17 protein-coding genes and 1 other RNA gene are annotated in these 18780 nt (G+C 56.8%); 12 read left to right on the top strand and 6 right to left on the bottom strand.

What is annotated here, in order from left to right:
- Positions 1-21: 21 nt before the first annotated feature.
- Together C1Y41_RS10995 and speB are read left to right on the top strand one after the other, a co-directional pair.
- Positions 22-1218, top strand: coding sequence for an HlyD family type I secretion periplasmic adaptor subunit (locus C1Y41_RS10995; RefSeq protein ID WP_369826800.1), 1197 nt, complete (start codon positions 22-24; stop codon positions 1216-1218).
- 144 nt (positions 1219-1362) lie between these two features.
- Positions 1363-2283, top strand: a complete 921-nt coding sequence (gene speB, locus C1Y41_RS11000; RefSeq protein WP_039380065.1) for an agmatinase — start codon at positions 1363-1365, stop codon at positions 2281-2283.
- A 45-nt stretch (positions 2284-2328) separates the two neighbouring features.
- Here the strand turns inward: speB and C1Y41_RS11005 are convergent, their stop codons facing one another.
- Entirely contained in the window at positions 2329-3084 is a 756-nt protein-coding gene (locus tag C1Y41_RS11005; protein ID WP_094111524.1) for a M48 family metallopeptidase, read from the bottom strand.
- 272 nt (positions 3085-3356) lie between these two features.
- Between C1Y41_RS11005 and tkt the strand changes: the two genes are divergently transcribed.
- The 7 genes from tkt (at position 3357) to C1Y41_RS11040 (ending at position 11836) form a co-directional block, all read left to right on the top strand.
- Entirely contained in the window at positions 3357-5348 is a 1992-nt protein-coding gene (tkt, locus tag C1Y41_RS11010) for a transketolase (RefSeq protein ID WP_039380061.1), read from the top strand.
- A 353-nt stretch (positions 5349-5701) separates the two neighbouring features.
- Positions 5702-6721: an erythrose-4-phosphate dehydrogenase gene (epd, locus tag C1Y41_RS11015; protein ID WP_039380059.1), complete on the top strand. Its 1020-nt coding sequence runs from the start codon at positions 5702-5704 to the stop codon at positions 6719-6721.
- Positions 6722-6772: 51 nt separating this feature from the next.
- A complete protein-coding gene (pgk, locus tag C1Y41_RS11020) occupies positions 6773-7936 on the top strand; it encodes a phosphoglycerate kinase (protein ID WP_094111522.1) in 1164 nt (387 codons plus the stop codon).
- A 102-nt stretch (positions 7937-8038) separates the two neighbouring features.
- A complete protein-coding gene (gene fbaA, locus C1Y41_RS11025) occupies positions 8039-9118 on the top strand; it encodes a class II fructose-bisphosphate aldolase (RefSeq protein WP_039380055.1) in 1080 nt (359 codons plus the stop codon).
- A 308-nt stretch (positions 9119-9426) separates the two neighbouring features.
- Positions 9427-10308, top strand: a complete 882-nt coding sequence (gene mscS / locus C1Y41_RS11030) for a small-conductance mechanosensitive channel MscS (RefSeq protein ID WP_039380053.1) — start codon at positions 9427-9429, stop codon at positions 10306-10308.
- A gap of 131 nt (positions 10309-10439) precedes the next feature.
- Positions 10440-11060 carry an arginine exporter ArgO gene (argO, locus tag C1Y41_RS11035; RefSeq protein WP_104085462.1) on the top strand — a complete coding sequence of 207 codons (621 nt, stop codon included), beginning with the start codon at positions 10440-10442 and terminating at the stop codon, positions 11058-11060.
- Positions 11061-11137: 77 nt separating this feature from the next.
- Entirely contained in the window at positions 11138-11836 is a 699-nt protein-coding gene (locus C1Y41_RS11040; protein ID WP_104085463.1) for a transcriptional regulator, read from the top strand.
- Here C1Y41_RS11040 and C1Y41_RS11045 read toward each other — a convergent pair.
- A complete protein-coding gene (locus C1Y41_RS11045; RefSeq protein ID WP_104085464.1) occupies positions 11820-13133 on the bottom strand; it encodes an MFS transporter in 1314 nt (437 codons plus the stop codon). The genes C1Y41_RS11040 and C1Y41_RS11045 overlap by 17 nt on opposite strands.
- Before the next feature lie 214 nt (positions 13134-13347).
- Here C1Y41_RS11045 and C1Y41_RS11050 point away from each other — a divergent pair, with 214 nt between their 5' ends.
- Positions 13348-14082, top strand: a complete 735-nt coding sequence (locus C1Y41_RS11050; protein ID WP_104085465.1) for an oxidative stress defense protein — start codon at positions 13348-13350, stop codon at positions 14080-14082.
- A 39-nt stretch (positions 14083-14121) separates the two neighbouring features.
- Here C1Y41_RS11050 and C1Y41_RS11055 read toward each other — a convergent pair whose 3' ends face one another.
- Positions 14122-15027: a LysR family transcriptional regulator ArgP gene (locus tag C1Y41_RS11055; protein WP_039380043.1), complete on the bottom strand. Its 906-nt coding sequence runs from the start codon at positions 15025-15027 to the stop codon at positions 14122-14124.
- Between the two features lie 182 nt (positions 15028-15209).
- Here C1Y41_RS11055 and rpiA point away from each other — a divergent pair, with 182 nt between their 5' ends.
- Together rpiA and serA are read left to right on the top strand one after the other, a co-directional pair.
- Entirely contained in the window at positions 15210-15869 is a 660-nt protein-coding gene (gene rpiA, locus C1Y41_RS11060) for a ribose-5-phosphate isomerase RpiA (RefSeq protein WP_039380041.1), read from the top strand.
- A gap of 278 nt (positions 15870-16147) precedes the next feature.
- The gene (gene serA, locus C1Y41_RS11065; protein ID WP_039380039.1) at positions 16148-17386 is read left to right on the top strand and encodes a phosphoglycerate dehydrogenase; all 1239 of its coding nucleotides are present in this window, start codon (positions 16148-16150) and stop codon (positions 17384-17386) included.
- A 21-nt stretch (positions 17387-17407) separates the two neighbouring features.
- Here the strand turns inward: serA and C1Y41_RS11070 are convergent, their stop codons facing one another.
- The 3 genes from C1Y41_RS11070 to zapA all read right to left on the bottom strand — a co-directional run bounded on the left by C1Y41_RS11070 (position 17408) and on the right by zapA (position 18697).
- Positions 17408-18010 carry a 5-formyltetrahydrofolate cyclo-ligase gene (locus C1Y41_RS11070; RefSeq protein ID WP_104085466.1) on the bottom strand — a complete coding sequence of 201 codons (603 nt, stop codon included), beginning with the start codon at positions 18008-18010 and terminating at the stop codon, positions 17408-17410.
- A 134-nt stretch (positions 18011-18144) separates the two neighbouring features.
- A non-coding RNA gene (gene ssrS / locus C1Y41_RS11075) (6S RNA) lies at positions 18145-18328 on the bottom strand.
- Positions 18329-18367: 39 nt separating this feature from the next.
- Positions 18368-18697 carry a cell division protein ZapA gene (zapA, locus tag C1Y41_RS11080; RefSeq protein WP_034823204.1) on the bottom strand — a complete coding sequence of 110 codons (330 nt, stop codon included), beginning with the start codon at positions 18695-18697 and terminating at the stop codon, positions 18368-18370.
- Positions 18698-18780 lie beyond the last annotated feature (83 nt).

The raw sequence follows: 18780 nt of genomic DNA on the forward strand, positions 1-18780 counted from the left end.
CAGCTGCCGGCAAAACTGCGGCTGGTCACGGCTGCTGAAACAGACGCGTCAGACGATCTGCTGGGCGAACTGAAATCGGAAACGCACTACAGCGGGGCGGTGCGGCTGATTGTTATCAGCGCCGCGCTGATGCTGGTCGCGCTGATCTGGGCGTGGTTTGGCGTGCTGGATGAAGTCTCAACCGGGACCGGCAAGGTGATCCCCAGCTCGCGCGAGCAGGTGCTGCAGTCGCTGGAGGGCGGTATTCTGACGGAGCTGTACGTGCATGAGGGCGATCAGGTGCAGGCGGGTGAGGTGGTGGCGCGTCTCGATCCGACCCGTTCCCAGTCAAGCGTGGGTGAGAGCGCGGCACGCTATCGCGCCGCGCTGGCGGCGGCGTCACGCCTGCGGGCAGAGGTTAACGACACCCGGCTGACCTTTCCGGATGAGCTCAGAGGCTGGCCCGATCTGATCGCGGCAGAAACCCGTCTCTATAATACTAAACGGGCACAGCTCAACGACGCGACGAAGCAGTTTAACGCGTCGCTGGCGCTGGCTAACCGCGAGCTGGCGATTACGCAGCGGCTGGCAAAGAGCGGGGCTGCCAGCAATGTGGAGGTGCTGCGCCTGCAGCGTGAAAAATCCGATCTGGAGCTGAAGCTGACCGATATGCGTTCGCAATATTATGTCCAGGCGCGTGAAGAGCTGGCCAAAGCGAGCGCGGAAGCGGACAGCCTCGCTGAAGTGATTAAAGGACGCGAAGATACGGTGACGCGACTGACGATCCGCGCCCCGATGCGCGGCATCGTTAAAAATATTAAAGTCTCCACGGTCGGTGGCGTGGTGCCGCCTAACGGCGAGCTGATGAACATTGTCCCGCTCAACGACCGGCTGCTGGTGGAGGCGCGCCTGTCGCCGCGCGATATCGCCTTTATTCATCCGGGGCAGCGCGCGGTGGTGAAGATCTCCGCCTACGATTACGCCATCTATGGCGGTCTTAACGGCGTAGTGGAGAGCATCTCGCCGGATACCATCCAGGATGAGGTGAAACCAGAGATCTACTACTATCGGGTGTTTATCCGCACCGATAACGACTATGTGCAGAACAAAGCGGGCCGGCGCTTTTCTATCACGCCCGGCATGGTCTCCACGGTGGATATCAAAACCGGAGAGAAAACCGTGATGGATTATCTGGTCAAGCCGTTTAATAAAGCTGAAGAGGCGATGCGCGAGCGCTAAGCGGATGAGGATTGCAGGGGAGTATATTCCCGGCGATAATCACGCCATCAATCCCTTCCTCGTCGGGCTTAACGACGCGGAAGGGATTTTTTTATACCTGACCCGTAATCAGGCCGGTGCTGCCTGACGTAAAGAGGATGAATTATGTACAACACCCTGGGCAATCAGTATGACAACTCCCTGGTTTCCAACGCCTTTGGCTTCATGCGTTTTCCGCTCAACTTTCAGCCGTATGACAGCGATGCTGAGTGGGTGATCACCGGTGTGCCGTTTGACGCCGCTACGTCGGGCCGTCCGGGCAGCCGTCTGGGGCCGGGCGCGATTCGTCAGATCTCAACTAACCTGGCGTGGGAAGGGTGCCGCTGGCCGTGGGAGTTTGATCTGCGTCAGCGCCTGAATGTCGTGGACTGCGGTGACCTGGTTTACGCATTTGGCGACTCGCAGGATCTCTCAGACAAACTGCAGGCGCATGCGGAAAAACTGCTGGCCAGCGGCAAGCGCATGCTGACCTTTGGCGGTGACCACTACATTACGCTGCCGCTGCTGCGCGCCCACGCGAAGCATTTCGGCAAAATGGCGCTGGTGCATTTTGATGCGCATACCGACACCTACTCTAACGGCCCGACGTTTGACCACGGCACCATGTTTTTCACTGCGCCAAAAGAGGGGCTGATCGATCCGCAGCACTCGGTGCAGATCGGTATTCGTACTGAATTTGATAAGAGTCTGGGCTTTAACGTGCTGGACGCGGCGCAGGTTAACGATCGCAGCGTGGATGATATTCTGGCCGAGGTGAAGCGCACCGTGGGCGACCTGCCGGTCTACCTGACGTTTGATATCGACTGCCTCGATCCGGCGCACGCGCCAGGCACCGGTACGCCAGTGATTGGCGGCCTGAGCAGCGACAAAGCGACCAAACTGGTGCGCGGTCTGCAGGGAATGAATATTGTCGGCATGGATCTGGTTGAGGTGGCGCCGGGTTACGATCACGCCGATCTGACCGCGCTGGCAGCGGCTACGCTGGCGCTGGATATGCTGCACGTGCAGGCAGCGAACAAAGGCTGATAGCAGCAGCCCTTCTCCCGTCGGGAGAAGGGCTGCATCAGGCGCTTATTTACCGTCTGCGGCGATACGATCGCGGATATGCTGCGCGCGCGCTTCTGAATCAGGATGGGAGTCAAACATCGAACTCTGATGCCCCTGATCCATCTTCGCCAGCTTCTCAAAGCTGGTGGCTAAACCGAGCGGATTGATGCCGCGCTTTTTCAGCAGATCATATGAGTAGTCATCTGCCTGCGACTCCTGAGTCTGCGAGAACTGCGCGTTAACCAGCTTCTCGCCGATATCGCCCAGCTGCGACTGCGACAGCGAACCAATAATACCGCCGACCGAGGCGGCAGCCCCGCGTGCGGCTTCGGTGGCAAAAGCAACCTGCATTGCTTTACGCGTGTGGCCCAGCGCGACGTGACCCATCTCATGGCCCAGCACGCCTTCCACTTCATTATCGGTCATCATATCCATCAGGCCGCTGTAAACGCGGATGCAGCCGTTGGCCATCGCCCAGGCGTTGACATCTTTGGTGACGTACACCTTGTAGTTCGCCGGCGTGCCGTTGATATTGTCGCCCAGCGCGGCAGCGATCTTATTCAGACGCTGCTGATAGCTGCTGTTTGCCGCCGCGACCTGATTCTCTTTATCCATTTGTGCACAGGACTGGTCACTCAGCTGTTTTACCTGCGCATCGCTGAGCGAATAGGCCTGATAGGCCTGCGCGCCCGACTGCAGCAGCGCGTTGTTATCAAACCCCTGACAGCCGCTCAGTAGCGCTGCCATTCCGATTGCCGTAACCGTAGCCCGGATTTTCATATCATCATCCTTTAAGTAACTCGTCGTAAAAACAGACACCTGAAAGCAGGCCAGATGTATAAACCCGATGTTTATAGCGCGCCCGTTTCGCAGTTGCTAGCAGACGCGGCTTAAAATGCAATCGCAGCCATGATAATTAGCACGCGGATGCATGTACTTTTGTGCCGATTTTCATGTACATTGATGGGCGACTTCTTTCACGCTTCGCCTTATAACTGATTAATTACAATACGTTAAGCGCGGCGGAGCCTTAATCCGATCTGGAGTAGAACATGCCCTCTCGTAAAGAGCTTGCCAACGCCATTCGTGCGTTAAGTATGGACGCAGTACAGAAAGCTAAATCGGGACACCCGGGTGCCCCGATGGGCATGGCGGATATCGCTGAAGTGCTGTGGCGCGACTTCCTGAACCACAACCCGGTTAACCCGCAGTGGGCTGACCGCGACCGCTTCGTGCTCTCGAACGGGCATGGCTCTATGCTGATCTACAGCCTGCTGCACCTTGCCGGCTACGATCTGCCAATGAGCGAGCTGCAGAACTTCCGCCAGCTGCACTCTAAAACCCCAGGTCACCCGGAATATGGCTACACGCCAGGCGTGGAAACCACAACCGGCCCGCTGGGTCAGGGTATCGCCAACGCCGTGGGCTTTGCGATCGCCGAGCGCACGCTGGCCGCACAGTTCAACCGTCCGGGTCATGATATCGTAGACCACCATACCTATGTTTTCATGGGTGACGGCTGCATGATGGAAGGGATTTCGCACGAAGTCTGCTCTATTGCCGGTACGCTGAAGCTGGGCAAGCTGGTCGCGTTCTATGACGACAACGGTATCTCCATTGATGGTCACGTTGATGGCTGGTTCTCCGACGACACCGCAGCACGTTTTGAAGCCTACGGCTGGCATGTTGTGCGCGGCGTGGATGGTCACGACGCAGAAGCGATCAAACAGGCGGTGGAAGAGGCGAAGCGCGTCTCTGACAAGCCGTCACTGCTGATGTGTAAAACCGTTATCGGTTTCGGTTCACCTAACAAAGCGGGCACGCACGATTCACACGGCGCGCCGCTGGGCGACGATGAAATTGCGCTGACGCGCAAGCAGCTGGGCTGGAGCCACGCGCCGTTTGAGATCCCGGCCGATATCTATGCGCAGTGGGATGCCAGAGAGGCGGGCCAGGCGAAAGAGTCAGCGTGGAATGAGAAATTTGCAGCTTATAAGGCGGCTTTCCCGGCGCTGGCTGAAGAGTTTACACGTCGCGTTAACAATGAGCTGCCGGCTAACTGGCAGGCGGAGTCGCAGCAGTTTATTGAGCAGCTGCAGGCGAACCCGGCTAAAATCGCCAGCCGTAAAGCCTCGCAGAATGCGATTGAAGCTTTTGGCAAGCTGCTGCCGGAGTTCCTCGGTGGTTCTGCCGATCTGGCACCCAGCAATCTGACTATGTGGTCCGGTTCTAAACCGATCAATGAAGACGCAGCGGGTAACTATATCCATTACGGCGTGCGTGAGTTTGGTATGACCGCGATTGCCAACGGCCTTGCGCTGCACGGCGGTTTCCTGCCTTATACCGCGACCTTCCTGATGTTTGTTGAGTATGCCCGCAACGCAGCGCGTATGGCGGCGCTGATGAAGATCCGTCAGATCATGGTTTATACCCACGACTCTATCGGTCTGGGTGAAGATGGCCCGACGCACCAGCCGGTTGAGCAGATGGCCAGCCTGCGTACGACGCCAAACATGAGCCTGTGGCGTCCCTGTGACCAGGTTGAGTCTGCTGTCGCGTGGAAATATGCCATTGAGCGCGTCGATGGCCCGTCAGCGCTGATCTTCTCCCGCCAGAACCTGGCGCAGCAGGATCGTACCGCTGAGCAGCTGGCAAATGTGGTACGCGGTGGCTATGTGCTGAAAGATTGCAACGGCACGCCGGAACTGATCCTGATCGCTACCGGCTCTGAAGTTGAGCTGGCGGTAGCTGCCGCTGACAAACTCAGCAGCGAAGGCCGCAATGTGCGCGTGGTCTCCATGCCATCAACGGATGCGTTTGATAAGCAGGATGCCGCCTACCGTGAAGCGGTGCTGCCGAAAGCGGTTGGCGCACGCGTTGCCATTGAAGCGGGTATTGCCGATTACTGGTTTAAATATACCGGCCTGCACGGTGCGGTCGTGGGTATGACCTCATTTGGTGAATCTGCACCGGCAGAGCTGCTGTTTAAAGAGTTCGGCTTTACCGTTGAGAATGTGGTTAATACCGCAAAATCTATTCTGTAATCCGGAGTCGCCTTAAAGGGCGGGTTACCAGATCAGATATTGTGAACCACAGGGTGCGCATTGATGCGCGCCCTGTTTTATTTTCTTCGCCTTCTCCACCTGAAACGTTTCAATTATTCCTGCAGTAATCGATTAATCGCTGCATTTTTGTGACGCAGATCCAATAATCATCACCATCCTTGATCGCAATCATTCCGGTTATTCCTCGCATGCTTTATTCTGGCTGAACCGTTTCAGTTAGCAGGATATCTCTCAGCAATGCTCCAGGCGCTGCGTAAGAATTCCCTGTACAAAATGGCATGAAACGCTCAAGGTATCTGGCACATTTCAGAGGTGCAGTTGCAGGAAAAGCGATGACCATTCGTATTGCTATCAATGGCTTTGGTCGTATCGGGCGCAATGTGTTGCGTGCGCTCTATGAAACGGGACGCCGGGCGGAAATTACAGTTGTGGCGATTAACGAGCTGGCAGACGCCGCCGGTATGGCGCATCTGCTGAAGTATGATACCAGCCACGGTCGCTTCGCCTTCGACGTGCGGCAGGAGCGCGATCTGCTGTGGGTAGGGGAGGACACTATCCGCATCCTGCATCAGGCTGAGATCGGCACGCTGCCGTGGCAGCAGCTGGACGTTGATGTGGTGCTGGATTGTACCGGCGTTTACGGCAGCCGCGCCGACGGTGAGGCGCATCTGCAGGCGGGCGCCAGAAAAGTCCTGTTTTCGCATCCGGGCGGCAACGATCTGGATGCAACCGTGGTGTTCGGCGTAAACGAACAGGCTCTTAAACAAACTGACCGCATTGTGTCTAACGCATCCTGTACCACCAACTGCATTATTCCGGTGATCAAGCTGCTGGATGATGCCTTCGGGATCGAGTCCGGCACCGTGACCACGATCCACTCAGCGATGCACGATCAGCAGGTGATCGACGCCTATCACAGCGATCTGCGCCGCACCCGTGCAGCGAGCCAGTCGATCATTCCGGTCGATACGCGGCTGGCTGCCGGCATCACCCGCATTTTTCCGAAATTCAACGATCGCTTCGAAGCGATAGCGGTGCGCGTACCCACTATCAACGTGACGGCGATTGATCTGAGCGTCTCGGTACGGGCGGCGGTAAAGGCGTGTGAGGTCAATGCGCTGCTGCAAAACGCATCAGCAGGGGCATTTCGTGGTATAGTTGACTATACGGAATTACCGTTAGTCTCAGTAGATTTTAACCACGATCCGCACAGTGCCATCGTTGATGGTACGCAGACGCGGGTCAGCGGTCATCACCTGATCAAGACGCTGGTCTGGTGTGACAACGAATGGGGCTTTGCTAACCGGATGATCGATACTACGTTAGCAATGGCCGCAAGCGGTTTCAGGTAAGACGCGGATGGCGTCTGGCAAAACTTACGAGAATCAACGAGAGGATTCACCATGTCTGTAATTAAGATGACCGATCTGGACCTTGCTGGTAAGCGTGTTCTGATCCGTGCCGATCTGAACGTGCCAGTGAAAGAAGGAAAAGTGACATCTGACGCACGTATCCGAGCTTCCCTGCCAACCATCGAAGCGGCACTGAAACAGGGCGCGAAAGTGATGGTTACCTCTCACCTTGGTCGTCCGACCGAAGGTGAATATAACGAAGAGTTCTCGCTGCTGCCGGTTGTTAACTATCTGAAAGAAAAACTGAACGGTACCCAGGTTACGCTGGCGAAAGAGTATCTTGACGGCGTGGAAGTCGGCGCGGGCGAGCTGGTCGTGCTGGAAAACGTGCGCTTCAACAAAGGCGAAAAGAAAGATGACGAGACGCTGGCGAAGAAGTATGCCGCGCTGTGTGACGTCTTTGTGATGGATGCGTTTGGTACCGCGCACCGCGCGCAGGCTTCAACTCACGGCGTGGGCAAGTTTGCGCCAGTCGCCTGCGCAGGCCCGCTGCTCTCTGCTGAGCTGGAAGCGCTGGGTAAAGTCATGAGCAACCCGGAGCGTCCGCTGGTTGCCGTAGTTGGTGGTTCAAAAGTATCGACTAAATTTGATGTGCTGCAGTCGCTGGTAAAAATTGCGGATACCGTGATTGTGGGCGGCGGCATCGCCAACACCTTTGTGGCTATCGACAACAAGGTCGGTAAATCACTCTACGAGCCGGATTTCGTTGAAGCGGCCAAAGGCCTGCGTGACCAGTACGGTATTCCGGTGCCGACCGATTCCCGTGTGGGCACGGAATTCTCTGAAACTGCACCTTCTACCGTGAAAAAGGTTTCAGAAGTGCAGGATAACGAAGAGATTATGGACTTCGGTGATGAAACCGCACAGAACATGGCGAAGATCCTGAAAGAGGCCAAAACCATTCTGTGGAACGGCCCGGTAGGCGTCTTTGAGTTCCCTAACTTCCGTAAAGGCACCGAAATTGTGGCCAATGCAATTGCCGACAGCGACGCGTTCTCTGTAGCAGGCGGCGGCGACACTCTGGCGGCTATCGATCTGTTCGGTATCGAAGAGAAGATCTCTTACATCTCAACCGGTGGCGGTGCATTCCTGGAGTTCGTGGAAGGCAAAAAGCTGCCTGCGGTGGCGATGCTGGAAGAGCGCGCTAAGCAGTAATTCTGGGGGCAGCGCTCTGGCGCTGCCTTAAAACTGGCCCCGAGCGGGGCAAATAAATCCCATTCCCTTCGGGAATGAACGGTAACGAAACGGGACACAACCATGTCTAAAATTTTTGATTTCGTAAAACCCGGCGTTGTCACTGGTGATGACGTTCAGAAAGTCTTCAAGGTAGCGAAGGAGCACAAATTCGCTCTGCCTGCAGTTAACTGCGTCGGCACGGACTCCATCAACGCGGTACTGGAAGCTGCTGCCAAAGTTAAAGCGCCGGTCATCGTTCAGTTCTCTAACGGCGGTGCTGCATTTATCGCCGGTAAAGGTTTCAAAACCGACAAACCTCAGGGCGCGGCAATTTTCGGCGCTATCGCTGGTGCGCACCATGTGCATCTGATGGCTGAGCAGTATGGTGTGCCGGTTATTCTGCACACTGACCACTGTGCGAAAAAACTGCTGCCGTGGATCGACGGTCTGCTGGATGCCGGTGAAGAGCACTTCAAAAAAACCGGTAAGCCGCTGTTCTCTTCACACATGATCGACCTCTCTGAAGAGTCGCTGGAAGAGAACATCGAAATCTCCAGCAAATATCTGGCGCGTATGGCGAAAATCGACATGACGCTGGAAATCGAACTCGGCTGCACCGGCGGTGAAGAAGATGGCGTGGACAACAGCCATATGGACGCTTCAGCTCTCTACACCCAGCCTGAAGATGTGGATTACGCCTACACCGAGCTGAGCAAAATCAGCCCGCGTTTCACTATCGCCGCCTCTTTCGGCAACGTGCACGGCGTGTACAAGCCAGGCAACGTGAAGCTGACCCCAACCATCCTGCGCGACTCACAGAAATATGTGTGCGAGAAGCATGGTCTGGAACATAACGCGCTGGACTTCGTGTTCCACGGCGGTTCCGGCTCTTCCGCAGCAGAGATTGAAGAGTCAATCAGCTACGGTGTGATCAAAATGAACATCGATACCGATACCCAGTGGGCAACCTGGGACGGTATTCTGCAGTACTACAAATCTAACGAAGCGTACCTGCAGTCGCAGCTGGGCAACCCGAACGGCCCGGATAGCCCGAACAAGAAATACTACGATCCACGCGTCTGGCTGCGTGCAGCACAATCTTCAATGGTTGTGCGCTTAGAGCAGGCGTTCAAAGAGCTGAACGCAGTCGACGTACTGTAAGTCCGCTGCAGTAAAAAGGCCCCATTGGGGCCTTTTTTATGTGCTTTTCACGATGCGGCACCGTACTCTCTTCCCGACAAAACCACACGTCAGCCCGCCATACTTTGCCGCATACGTACCAGCAACCTGCAGGTCTGTGCTGCGCTAATCTGCATCAATTCCGGTACGTTTTTCCCTCAATACAATGTTAAATCAGCTTAATTTTGGCGCTTCATGCTGTTTTTGTTTAACCTTGAAGCCTGGAGTGCCGGAGTCAATCTGGCCGTTTTTGTAATTTCCCGCGGGAAACTCAACAACAGGGCTGACAAATGGAAGATTTAAATGTCGTAAATGGCATTAACAGTGCAGGTGGATGGCTGGTGCGTAACCAGGCGCTGATCCTGAGCTATGCGGTCAATATCGTGGCAGCAATTGCGATTATTATCGTGGGTATGATTATCGCGCGTATTGTTTCAAACGGCGTGAATCGTCTGCTGGTGGCACGCCACATCGATGCGACCGTGGCAGATTTTCTCTCAGCCTTAGTCCGCTATGGCGTTATCGCATTTACTATCATCGCAGCGCTGGGGCGGGTGGGTGTACAGACCGCGTCAGTTATCGCCGTGCTGGGTGCAGCGGGTCTGGCCGTAGGCCTGGCACTGCAGGGCTCGCTCTCTAACCTTGCCGCAGGGGTACTGCTGGTGACTTTCCGTCCATTCCGCACCGGCGAATTTGTTGACCTCGGTGGTGTGATGGGTACCGTTCAGAATGTGCAGATCTTCTCAACCACGCTGAAAAGCGCGGACGGTAAAATGGTGGTGGTGCCGAACGGTAAAATTATCGCCAGCAATATCGTTAACTTCTCCCGTGAGCCGATCCGCCGCAACGAATTTATTATCGGCGTGGCCTATGACGCGGATGTCGATCAGGTAATCGATCTGCTGCGAGAAGTTGTGGAAGCGGATGAGCGCGTGCTGAAAGATATGGGTATTCAGATTGGCCTGAACGAGCTGGCGGCTTCGTCACTGAACTTTGTCGTGCGCTGCTGGAGCAAAAGCGGCGACCTGCAGAACGTTTACTGGGATCTGATGAAAAACTTTAAGCGTACCCTGGATGCGCACGGCATCGGCATCCCTTATCCGCAGATGGATGTGCATCTGCACCAGGTTAAGGGTGAGGCGCAGGAGCAGCCGGTTAACCTGACTAAATAACGTTAGCGTAAGGCACCTGCGGGTGCCTTTCTTATTAACAACGCTAATGACCGATTAAATCTTTCAATTTCCGCTAATACCCTCCGGCCGATATACTGCGTCCATCCTCTTCTCTTTTCAGGTTATTCAACGTGTTATCAATTTATCTGCAGGGGCTGGCGCTGGGCGCTGCACTGATTTTGCCGCTGGGCCCGCAAAACGCCTTTGTTATGAATCAGGGCATCAAGCGCCACTATCATCTGATGACTGCCACGCTCTGTACCCTGAGCGATATTGCGCTGATCTGCGGCGGCATATTTGGCGGCAGCGCGCTGCTGCATCAGTCACCGCTGCTGCTGACGCTGATCACCTGGGCTGGCGTTGCGTTTCTGCTCTGGTATGGCTGGGGAGCGTTACGCAGCGCATGGCGCGGCGGTATTGCGCTGGAGCAGGACAGCGCGCTGAAACAGGGGCGCTGGCGCATCGTCGCCACGATGCTGGCGGTGACCTGGCTCAATCCGCATGTCTATCTGGATACGTTTGTGGTGCTGGGCAGCCTCGGCAGTCAGCTGCCCGCCGCCGATGCCCGCCGCTGGTTCGCGCTGGGCACCGTCAGCGCCTCCGTAATCTGGTTTTATGGTCTGGCGCTGCTGGCGGCCTGGCTGTCGCCCCGGCTGCGCACCGCGCGCGCGCAGCGCATCATCAACCTGCTGGTCGGCAGCGTCATGTGGCTTATCGCTTTCCAGCTGGCGCATCAGGCGCTGACGGATTAAAAAAGTAAAACGCGCAGGGGGCATTATTGACGCGACGAGGCTGCTAAGATTGAGTTTTTAGCGCCAGGAGGTGACCGATGTCTTCTCAACCTAACCAGAGCCTGATTGACGGTATCCGCTGCCTGCAGTATCTGGTCTCCAGCGACAGAGCCATTGGCGGGCGTGAGCTGGCGCGTCAGATGGGTATGAACAGCACGCGCGTTAACCGCCTGCTGATGACGATGGCGTCGATCGGCCTCACCGTTCAGGATGAGCAGCGTCGCTATCTGCCAGGACCGGGGGTTCACGCCCTGGCGGCGCAGGCGATTCGGGGCTCCTCGCTGTTTGCGCAGGCGCTGCCGCAGCTGGAGCTCTATGCACCGCACGATATCGTGGTGGCGCTGGGCGTGCTGTGGGAAGATCAGGTCATCTATATCTGGCACTCAGAACCCGGTGAACGCACCCGCACCAGTCAGGCGCTGGCCGGATTTCGCATGCTGCCGGCGTGGCAGTCGGTGATTGGCATGGCGCTGCTGGCCGCAGAGCCCGATGTGCAGCTGCAGCCGCGTTTTGCCGCGGCGCAGTGGACGCAGATGGCGCCTCTGCTGGCGCGCAAGCGCCAGAGCGATCATCTCATCTGGCAGCGTGATGATGGTGAGATTGGTATGGCGCTGCCGATCAATCATAATCGCGCAGCGCTGGCGTTCGCTAAAATCTGGCAGAGGGATGACGAGCATCTGGCGCAGCGGGTGACGCAGCTGAAAACGCTGGCGCAGAAGATCACCGGCGAGCAGTAATCTCATCGGGGCGGCCAACGATAAACAGATAGCTGCCGATCCCCACCAGCGCCAGGGCGGCGATAAATATCAGCGCCGGAGCAAAATCACTGCCGTCGATCAGCGCGCCAATTGCAATCGGCACCACAATCGCGGAGAGCGCACCGGTAAAGTTAAACATCCCGCCTGCCAGCCCGACCAGATGACGCGGCGCCAGCGTGGTGACAAAAACCCAGGTTATGGTTGCCAGCCCGTTGCCGAAAAAAGCCAGCGACATAAATAGCACGATCAGCGTGGTGTTATCCGTGTAGTTGGCGCCGAGAATAAACAGCGTCATCGTCAGCCCGAGCAGAACCGGCAGCTTGCGCGCTACGCTCGCTGAAACGCCGCGCCGCATCAGATAATCGGAGATAAACCCCGCCAGCAGCACGCCACAAAACGCCGCCAGATAAGGCAGCGAGGCGACATAACCGCTTTTGATGAAATTCATATGCCGGTACCGGACCAGATAGGTCGGAAACCATGTCAGAAAGAACCAGAACGTAGCGGAAATAGAAAACTGGCCCAGACAGATGCCCAGCAGTCTGCGGTTGCACAGCATCTGCTGCACGTCGCTCAGGCGTAGCGATGTGCGCCCGGCGGATGCGCTGTCGGGCAGCGCGCCATTCTCCAGCAGCCAGGCGCGCTCTGCGGCTGATACCCGTTTATGCTCGCCAGGCTCGCGATAGAGCGCAAACCAGACGCCCGCCCACAGAATGCCGGTCAGGCCGGTGATAGCGAACAGCCCGCGCCAGCCAAATGCGGCTTCAATATGAAACAGCAGCGGCGTGACGCAGGCGAGACCAGCAAACTGCGCCGAAGAGTAAATGCCAATGGCGCTGGCGCGCTCATGCAGGGGAAACCAGCCGGAAATAATACGGTTATTCGCCGGCATCACCGGCGCTTCAAGCGCGCCGACGCCAAGCCGCAGTCCGACCAGCGCCGCCACGCTGCTGGCGCAGACGTGCAGCAGGGTGATAAGCGACCAGCCGATCATCGCCACGCCATACACCATACGCGCACCAAGTCGATCAATCAGCCAGCCGCCCGGGATCTGCAGCGCGGCGTAGATCCAGCCGAACGCAGAAAAAATCAGCCCCATCTGCAGCGGCGTGAGCTGTAACTCAGCGCTCAGCGCTGGTGCCGCCACGGCCAGATTAGCGCGATCCATATAGTTGATAATGATGTTCACAAACACCAGCGCCAGCATCAGAAAACGCGTGCGCCCGACGCGCACGTCAGCAGCAGGCGCGCCAGGGCTTGAGGGATCGTGCGCCATGGGCAGGGTTCCTGGAAACAGAGAGTATCCATCAAGCGAAACGCACAATGCTGTTTTTAGCAACCCTGTAGTGATAAGTTTGCAGCCGGCAGCAGGTTAAAACGCAGCGCGAACGAACTTTTCTGTCTGCGTAAACTCAGAGCATCACGCATAGTAAAGCGGTAGCGGTTTCGCCATAGTGGCAGCCGGTAACCCGATTTCCAAGGAGGAGTTTGTGAAACTGAAAGCACTGGCGCTGGTCGCCGCAATGAGCACTGTCGCACTGTCGGGCATGGTACAGGCCGGAGAAGTGCCTGAAGGACCGCACGTGGTCACTTCCGGTCAGGCAAGCGTTGATGCGCGTCCGGATATGGCGACGCTCTCAATTATGGTCAGCGTGGCCTCCAAAGAAGCCGCCGATGCTAAAAAACAGGCTGACGCGCGCGTTGCGCAATATTTTGATTTTCTGCAAAAGAGCGGTATCGAAAAGAAAGATATCGATGCGGCTAATCTGAGCACCCAGCCAGAATATGACTACACCAAAGAGGGTAAGTCGGTACTGAAAGGCTACCGCGCGGTACGCCAGGTGGAAGTGACGCTGCGTCAGCTGGATAAGCTGAACGATCTGCTGGATGGCGCGCTGAAGTCGGGTCTGAACGAAATCCGCACCGTTGAGCTGGGTGTGGCAGACGCAGAAAGCTATAAAGAGCAGGCGCGTAAAGCCGCAATTGCTAACGCGACGCAGCAGGCCAGCGCGCTGGCAGAAGGCTTTAACGCGAAGCTGGGACCGGTCTACAGCGTTCGCTATCACGTAGCCAACTATCAGCCGATGCCGATGGCGCGCATGTATAAAGCTGCCGCCGCGCCGGCGGATACCACCGCGCAGCAGACGTATGAACAGCAGAGTATTCACTTTGACGATCAGGTCGATGTGGTGTTTGAAATCAAACCAAACGCCGCGACGCCCTGATAGCTGACGGCCGCAGCGGCATCTGCCGCTGCGCTATGCTCAGGCCGTGACCTCATCCTGACGCAGTACCCGATGCCCGTGAGCAATCAGCGCGTCGGTGACGCTGCGCATCAAACGACTCTCAGGCGCAAAGCGGTGCCAGTAGAGCATCCGGCGCTGATAGAGCCCCGGCGTCAGATCCACCAGCTCTCCCTGCGCCAGTTCGCGCTCAATCTGCAGATGCGGGATCATACAGCAGACCGATCCCTGCCGCGCCAGCTGCACAAACGCCTCTGACGAGTTAACGATATGGCAGGGTACGCTGCCCGGTGACAGATCGAAATTCTGCTGCAAAAACGCCTGATGCATATCATCCAGATGGTCAAACGCCACTGCCGGCGCTTTCAGCAAAGCAGATCGCGTCACGCCGTTGGGGAAATAGCGGGCGGCAAAATCGGGTGAGGCGCAGAACAGGTAGTCGAGCGCTCCCAGCTGATCGACCAGGCAGCTCGGCAGCGGCTGCGGCTGGATACTCACGGCGCCCACCACTTCACCGCGGCGCAGACGTTCCTGCGTACGCGTTTCATCTTCTACCTGCAGATTCAGCCGCACCGGGGAGTCCGCCAGCACATCTTTCAGCGCCGGCAGCAGCCAGGTAGCAAGGCTGTCGGCGTTGACCGCCAGCGAGAGCAGCAGCGGCGTGGTCCCGCTCTGATCGTCACCCAGCCACTCCTCCTCCAGCAGCTCTACCTGATGCAGCAGCGCCAGCAGCTTCTGCCCCTGCTCAGTCGGGCGGGGCGGAACGGTGCGCACCAGCAGCGGCTGACCAAACAGGTTTTCCAGCTGTTTGATACGCTGCGATACGGCTGACTGGGTAATACAAAGCTTCTGTGCGGCGCGTTCAAAGCCGCGCTCGCGAATCACTGCATCCAGCGCCTGAAGCGTACGGTAATCCGGGCGTTTCATTATTGTTCTCTCTCGTTCAGGGTGGAAAGTACTATGCCACAAAATGGCCGCGCTGTGCGGCGGGTGCATTTTTGCGGACTGGCTTCCAAAGGTAAAAATCGGTGGTGCGTGAGTCGCGCACTTTTACAGCGCGTTGTTTTATACTACGCGCACTTTGATGTCGCACAGGTTTTAAACATACCATGACCCAGGATGAACTGAAAAAAGCGGTAGGGTGGGCGGCGCTGCAGTATGTGCAGCCAGGCACCATTGTTGGCGTAGGCACCGGCTCAACGGCCGCGCATTTTATCGACGCGCTGGCCACCATGAAGCACCAGATTGAGGGGGCGGTCTCCAGCTCTGAAGCCTCCACCCTGAAGCTGAAATCGCTGGGCATACCGGTTTTCGATCTTAACGACGTGGATGATATCGCGGTCTATGTCGATGGTGCCGATGAGATCAACCCGCATATGCAGATGATCAAGGGCGGCGGCGCGGCGCTGACGCGCGAGAAGATTGTGGCGGCGGTCGCACGGAAGTTTATCTGTATCGCGGATGCGTCCAAAGAAGTTGATATCCTTGGCCGTTTCCCGCTTCCGGTTGAGGTGATCCCGATGGCGCGTGCCTATGTCGCGCGCGAGCTGGTTAAGCTTGGTGGCCAGCCGGAGTATCGGCAGCAGGTGGTGACCGATAATGGCAATATCATCCTCGACGTGCACAATCTGCAGATCCTCGATCCTGTCGCGATGGAAAAAAACATCAACGCGCTGGCGGGCGTGGTCACGGTCGGCCTGTTTGCCACGCGCGGCGCTGATGTCGCGCTGATTGGCACGCCGGATGGCGTCAAAACCATTCTCAAATGATCTCTCCGGCGCGCCTGACGCGCCGTTTTTCCCCCGGCTAATTCTGCTTTTCTTTATCAGCCTGAATTTGGTGACTTATGTCACAAACAGAGCATGGAGAGCCGATTCCTGCTCTCTGCTCCCGGCATCCTGCGATTTTGTATGGATTTGTGCTGCCTGAAAGCCGGGGCGTGCTGCCGTGGTCGCAATCGTTTGTATTGCCGCATTGCCAGAATTTGTTATTTTGGCAGAAGGTAATCTTATGGCACTCCACGTTGAATTCTGAATAGGGTCGGGAAATGGCAAAGGTATCACTGGATAAAGACAAAATTAAATTTCTGCTGGTGGAGGGCGTGCATCAGAGCGCGCTGGAGAATCTGCGCGCGGCAGGCTATACCAACATTGAGTTTCACAAAGGGGCGCTGGATGCGGAGTCGCTGAAAGCCTCTGTCCGTGATGCGCACTTTATCGGTATCCGCTCCCGCACCCAGCTCACGGAAGAGATCTTCGCCGCAGCGGAAAAACTGGTCGCGGTCGGCTGCTTCTGTATCGGCACCAATCAGGTCGATCTCAACGCCGCCGCCCGGCGCGGTATTCCGGTCTTTAACGCCCCTTTCTCCAACACCCGCTCCGTGGCTGAACTGGTGATTGGCGAGATGCTGCTGATGCTGCGCGGCATTCCGGAAGCGAACGCCAAAGCGCATCGCGGTATCTGGAATAAAGTGGCAACCGGCTCCTATGAAGCGCGCGGCAAAAAGCTGGGTATCATTGGTTATGGTCATATCGGCATGCAGCTCGGCGTGCTGGCTGAAGGCCTGGGGATGCACGTTTTCTTTTACGATATTGAAAACAAGCTGCCGCTGGGGAACGCCACGCAGGTACGTCACCTGTCGGATCTGCTCAATATGAGTGATGTGGTCAGCCTGCATGTGCCGGAGACCGCCTCAACCCAGAACATGATTGGCGCGGAAGAGCTGGCGCTGATGAAGCCGGGCGCGCTGCTGATCAACGCCGCACGCGGCACCGTTATCGATATTCCGGCGCTGTGCCATGCGCTCTCCAGCAAACATCTGGCGGGTGCGGCTATCGACGTCTTCCCGACTGAACCGGCAACCAACAGCGATCCGTTTAATTCACCGCTGTGCGAGTTTGATAACGTTATTCTGACGCCGCACATTGGCGGTTCAACGCAGGAAGCGCAGGAGAATATCGGCCTGGAAGTCTCGGGTAAGCTGGCAAAATACTCCGACAACGGCTCGACGCTCTCTGCGGTTAATTTTCCGGAGGTATCACTGCCGATGCACGGTGCCAGCGCCAGCCGTTTGCTGCACATTCACGAAAACCGTCCGGGCATTCTTACCGCCATCAACCAGATTTTCGCTGAGCAGAATATCAATATCGCGGCGCAGTTCCTGCAGACCTCGCCACAGCTTGGTTACGTGGTGATTGATATCGATGCGGAAAAAGATGTGGCGGATAAAGCGCTGCAGCTCATGCGCGCTATTCCGGGCACTATGCGCGCGCGCCTGCTTTACTGATTGGTGACGGGCATATGCCCGTCAGAACGAAGCATCCCACTGCCACAGCTTTGCCGGCGTCAGCACGGCGGGTAGCGGGATGTCCCATGCGGCTGCCGGCAGCGCCTCAACGCGCTGGCAGTCGTGGGCAATGCCAATCGGCAGACAGCCGTGGCGCTGCCAGTTCTGCAGCGTGCGATCGTAAAAGCCGCCGCCCATCCCCAGCCGTTGTCCACTCTCATCAAACGCCACCAGCGGAACCAGCATGACATCCAGTCGATCCAGCGTCGTCATCTGCGTAATATCCAGTGGCGGCTCCGGAATGCGCAGCTTATTCATGACCAGCTGCGTCTCAGGGGTATAACGCAAAAACAGCAGGTTGCCTGGCGCAAACGGATGCAGTACCGGCAGATAAACCGCTTTTTTTTGCTGCCAGAGACGGGCAATCAGCGGGCGGGTATTGATTTCACCGTCGGTAGAGAGAAACAGCGCAATGCTTTGTGCCGCTGAGACAGGTGCCAGGTTAATCGCGTGCTCAGCCAGCTGTTCGGCCGCTTCACTCTGCTGTTCAGGCGTCAGATGCCGGCGCAGATGGCGGATATGCTGACGCAGCAGCTGGCGTTCAGAATAATCGATAGCGGACACAGGATCCCCCTAAAGAGTGGGTTAGCTTGCGCTGACTATAACATGCAAAAGAAGGGGAGGGGGACTGGCTTCAGGTAGCAGCCGCAGTCTCGGCTGACGCTACTACCTGAAATGATGCCGGATAAAACAGAAAAGAGATCTCCGAGATGCCGCCGCAGGCTGTAACCCTTGAACCCTTGGTTCAAGGTGAGTATGCCGTCGCAACCATCAGGCTTCTCGGACGAACCGAGCATGCTCACAGGCTACAGAGCGTCACACTCTGTTGGTATGAAATATCGGCTCAGGGGACTGGCCCGCTTGCAAACATCTCAGAGAAACAGGACTTCATCGTTGCTCTGGCATGAGAACCATGAAGTATTATTCGAATTTAGGGCCCTGGCGGTCGGTAATGCGACCCTGCTCAACTAAAGCCTGTTCAATCGTCTGCTGCAGCATGCGGATACGTTGTTCCATGTTTGCTGCGTAGTCTCGCGTTTTACCTTTCTCTTGCGCCAGCTCGTGGCAGATATTTAACGCGGCGATGAACACCAGTTGCTCTGTATTTGTGACTCTAGTGCGAACTTTTAAATCTTGCAACCGTTGATTGAGGTCCTCTGCGGCAAGATTTAGTGCATCCTGCTGTTCAGGCGGACAATTTACTCTCAAAGAACGACCAAAAATTTGTATATCTACCGGTTGTGCAGACATGCCACCATCCTGACTGATTACTTCGTTCGCTCCACCCGGCTCGCCACTGGCCCGGAAGGTGCGCAACTATATAGACGCGGGTA

This window comes from Pantoea sp. ICBG 1758 (assembly GCF_002928325.1).
GTDB classification, from domain to species: domain Bacteria; phylum Pseudomonadota; class Gammaproteobacteria; order Enterobacterales; family Enterobacteriaceae; genus Pantoea; species Pantoea eucrina.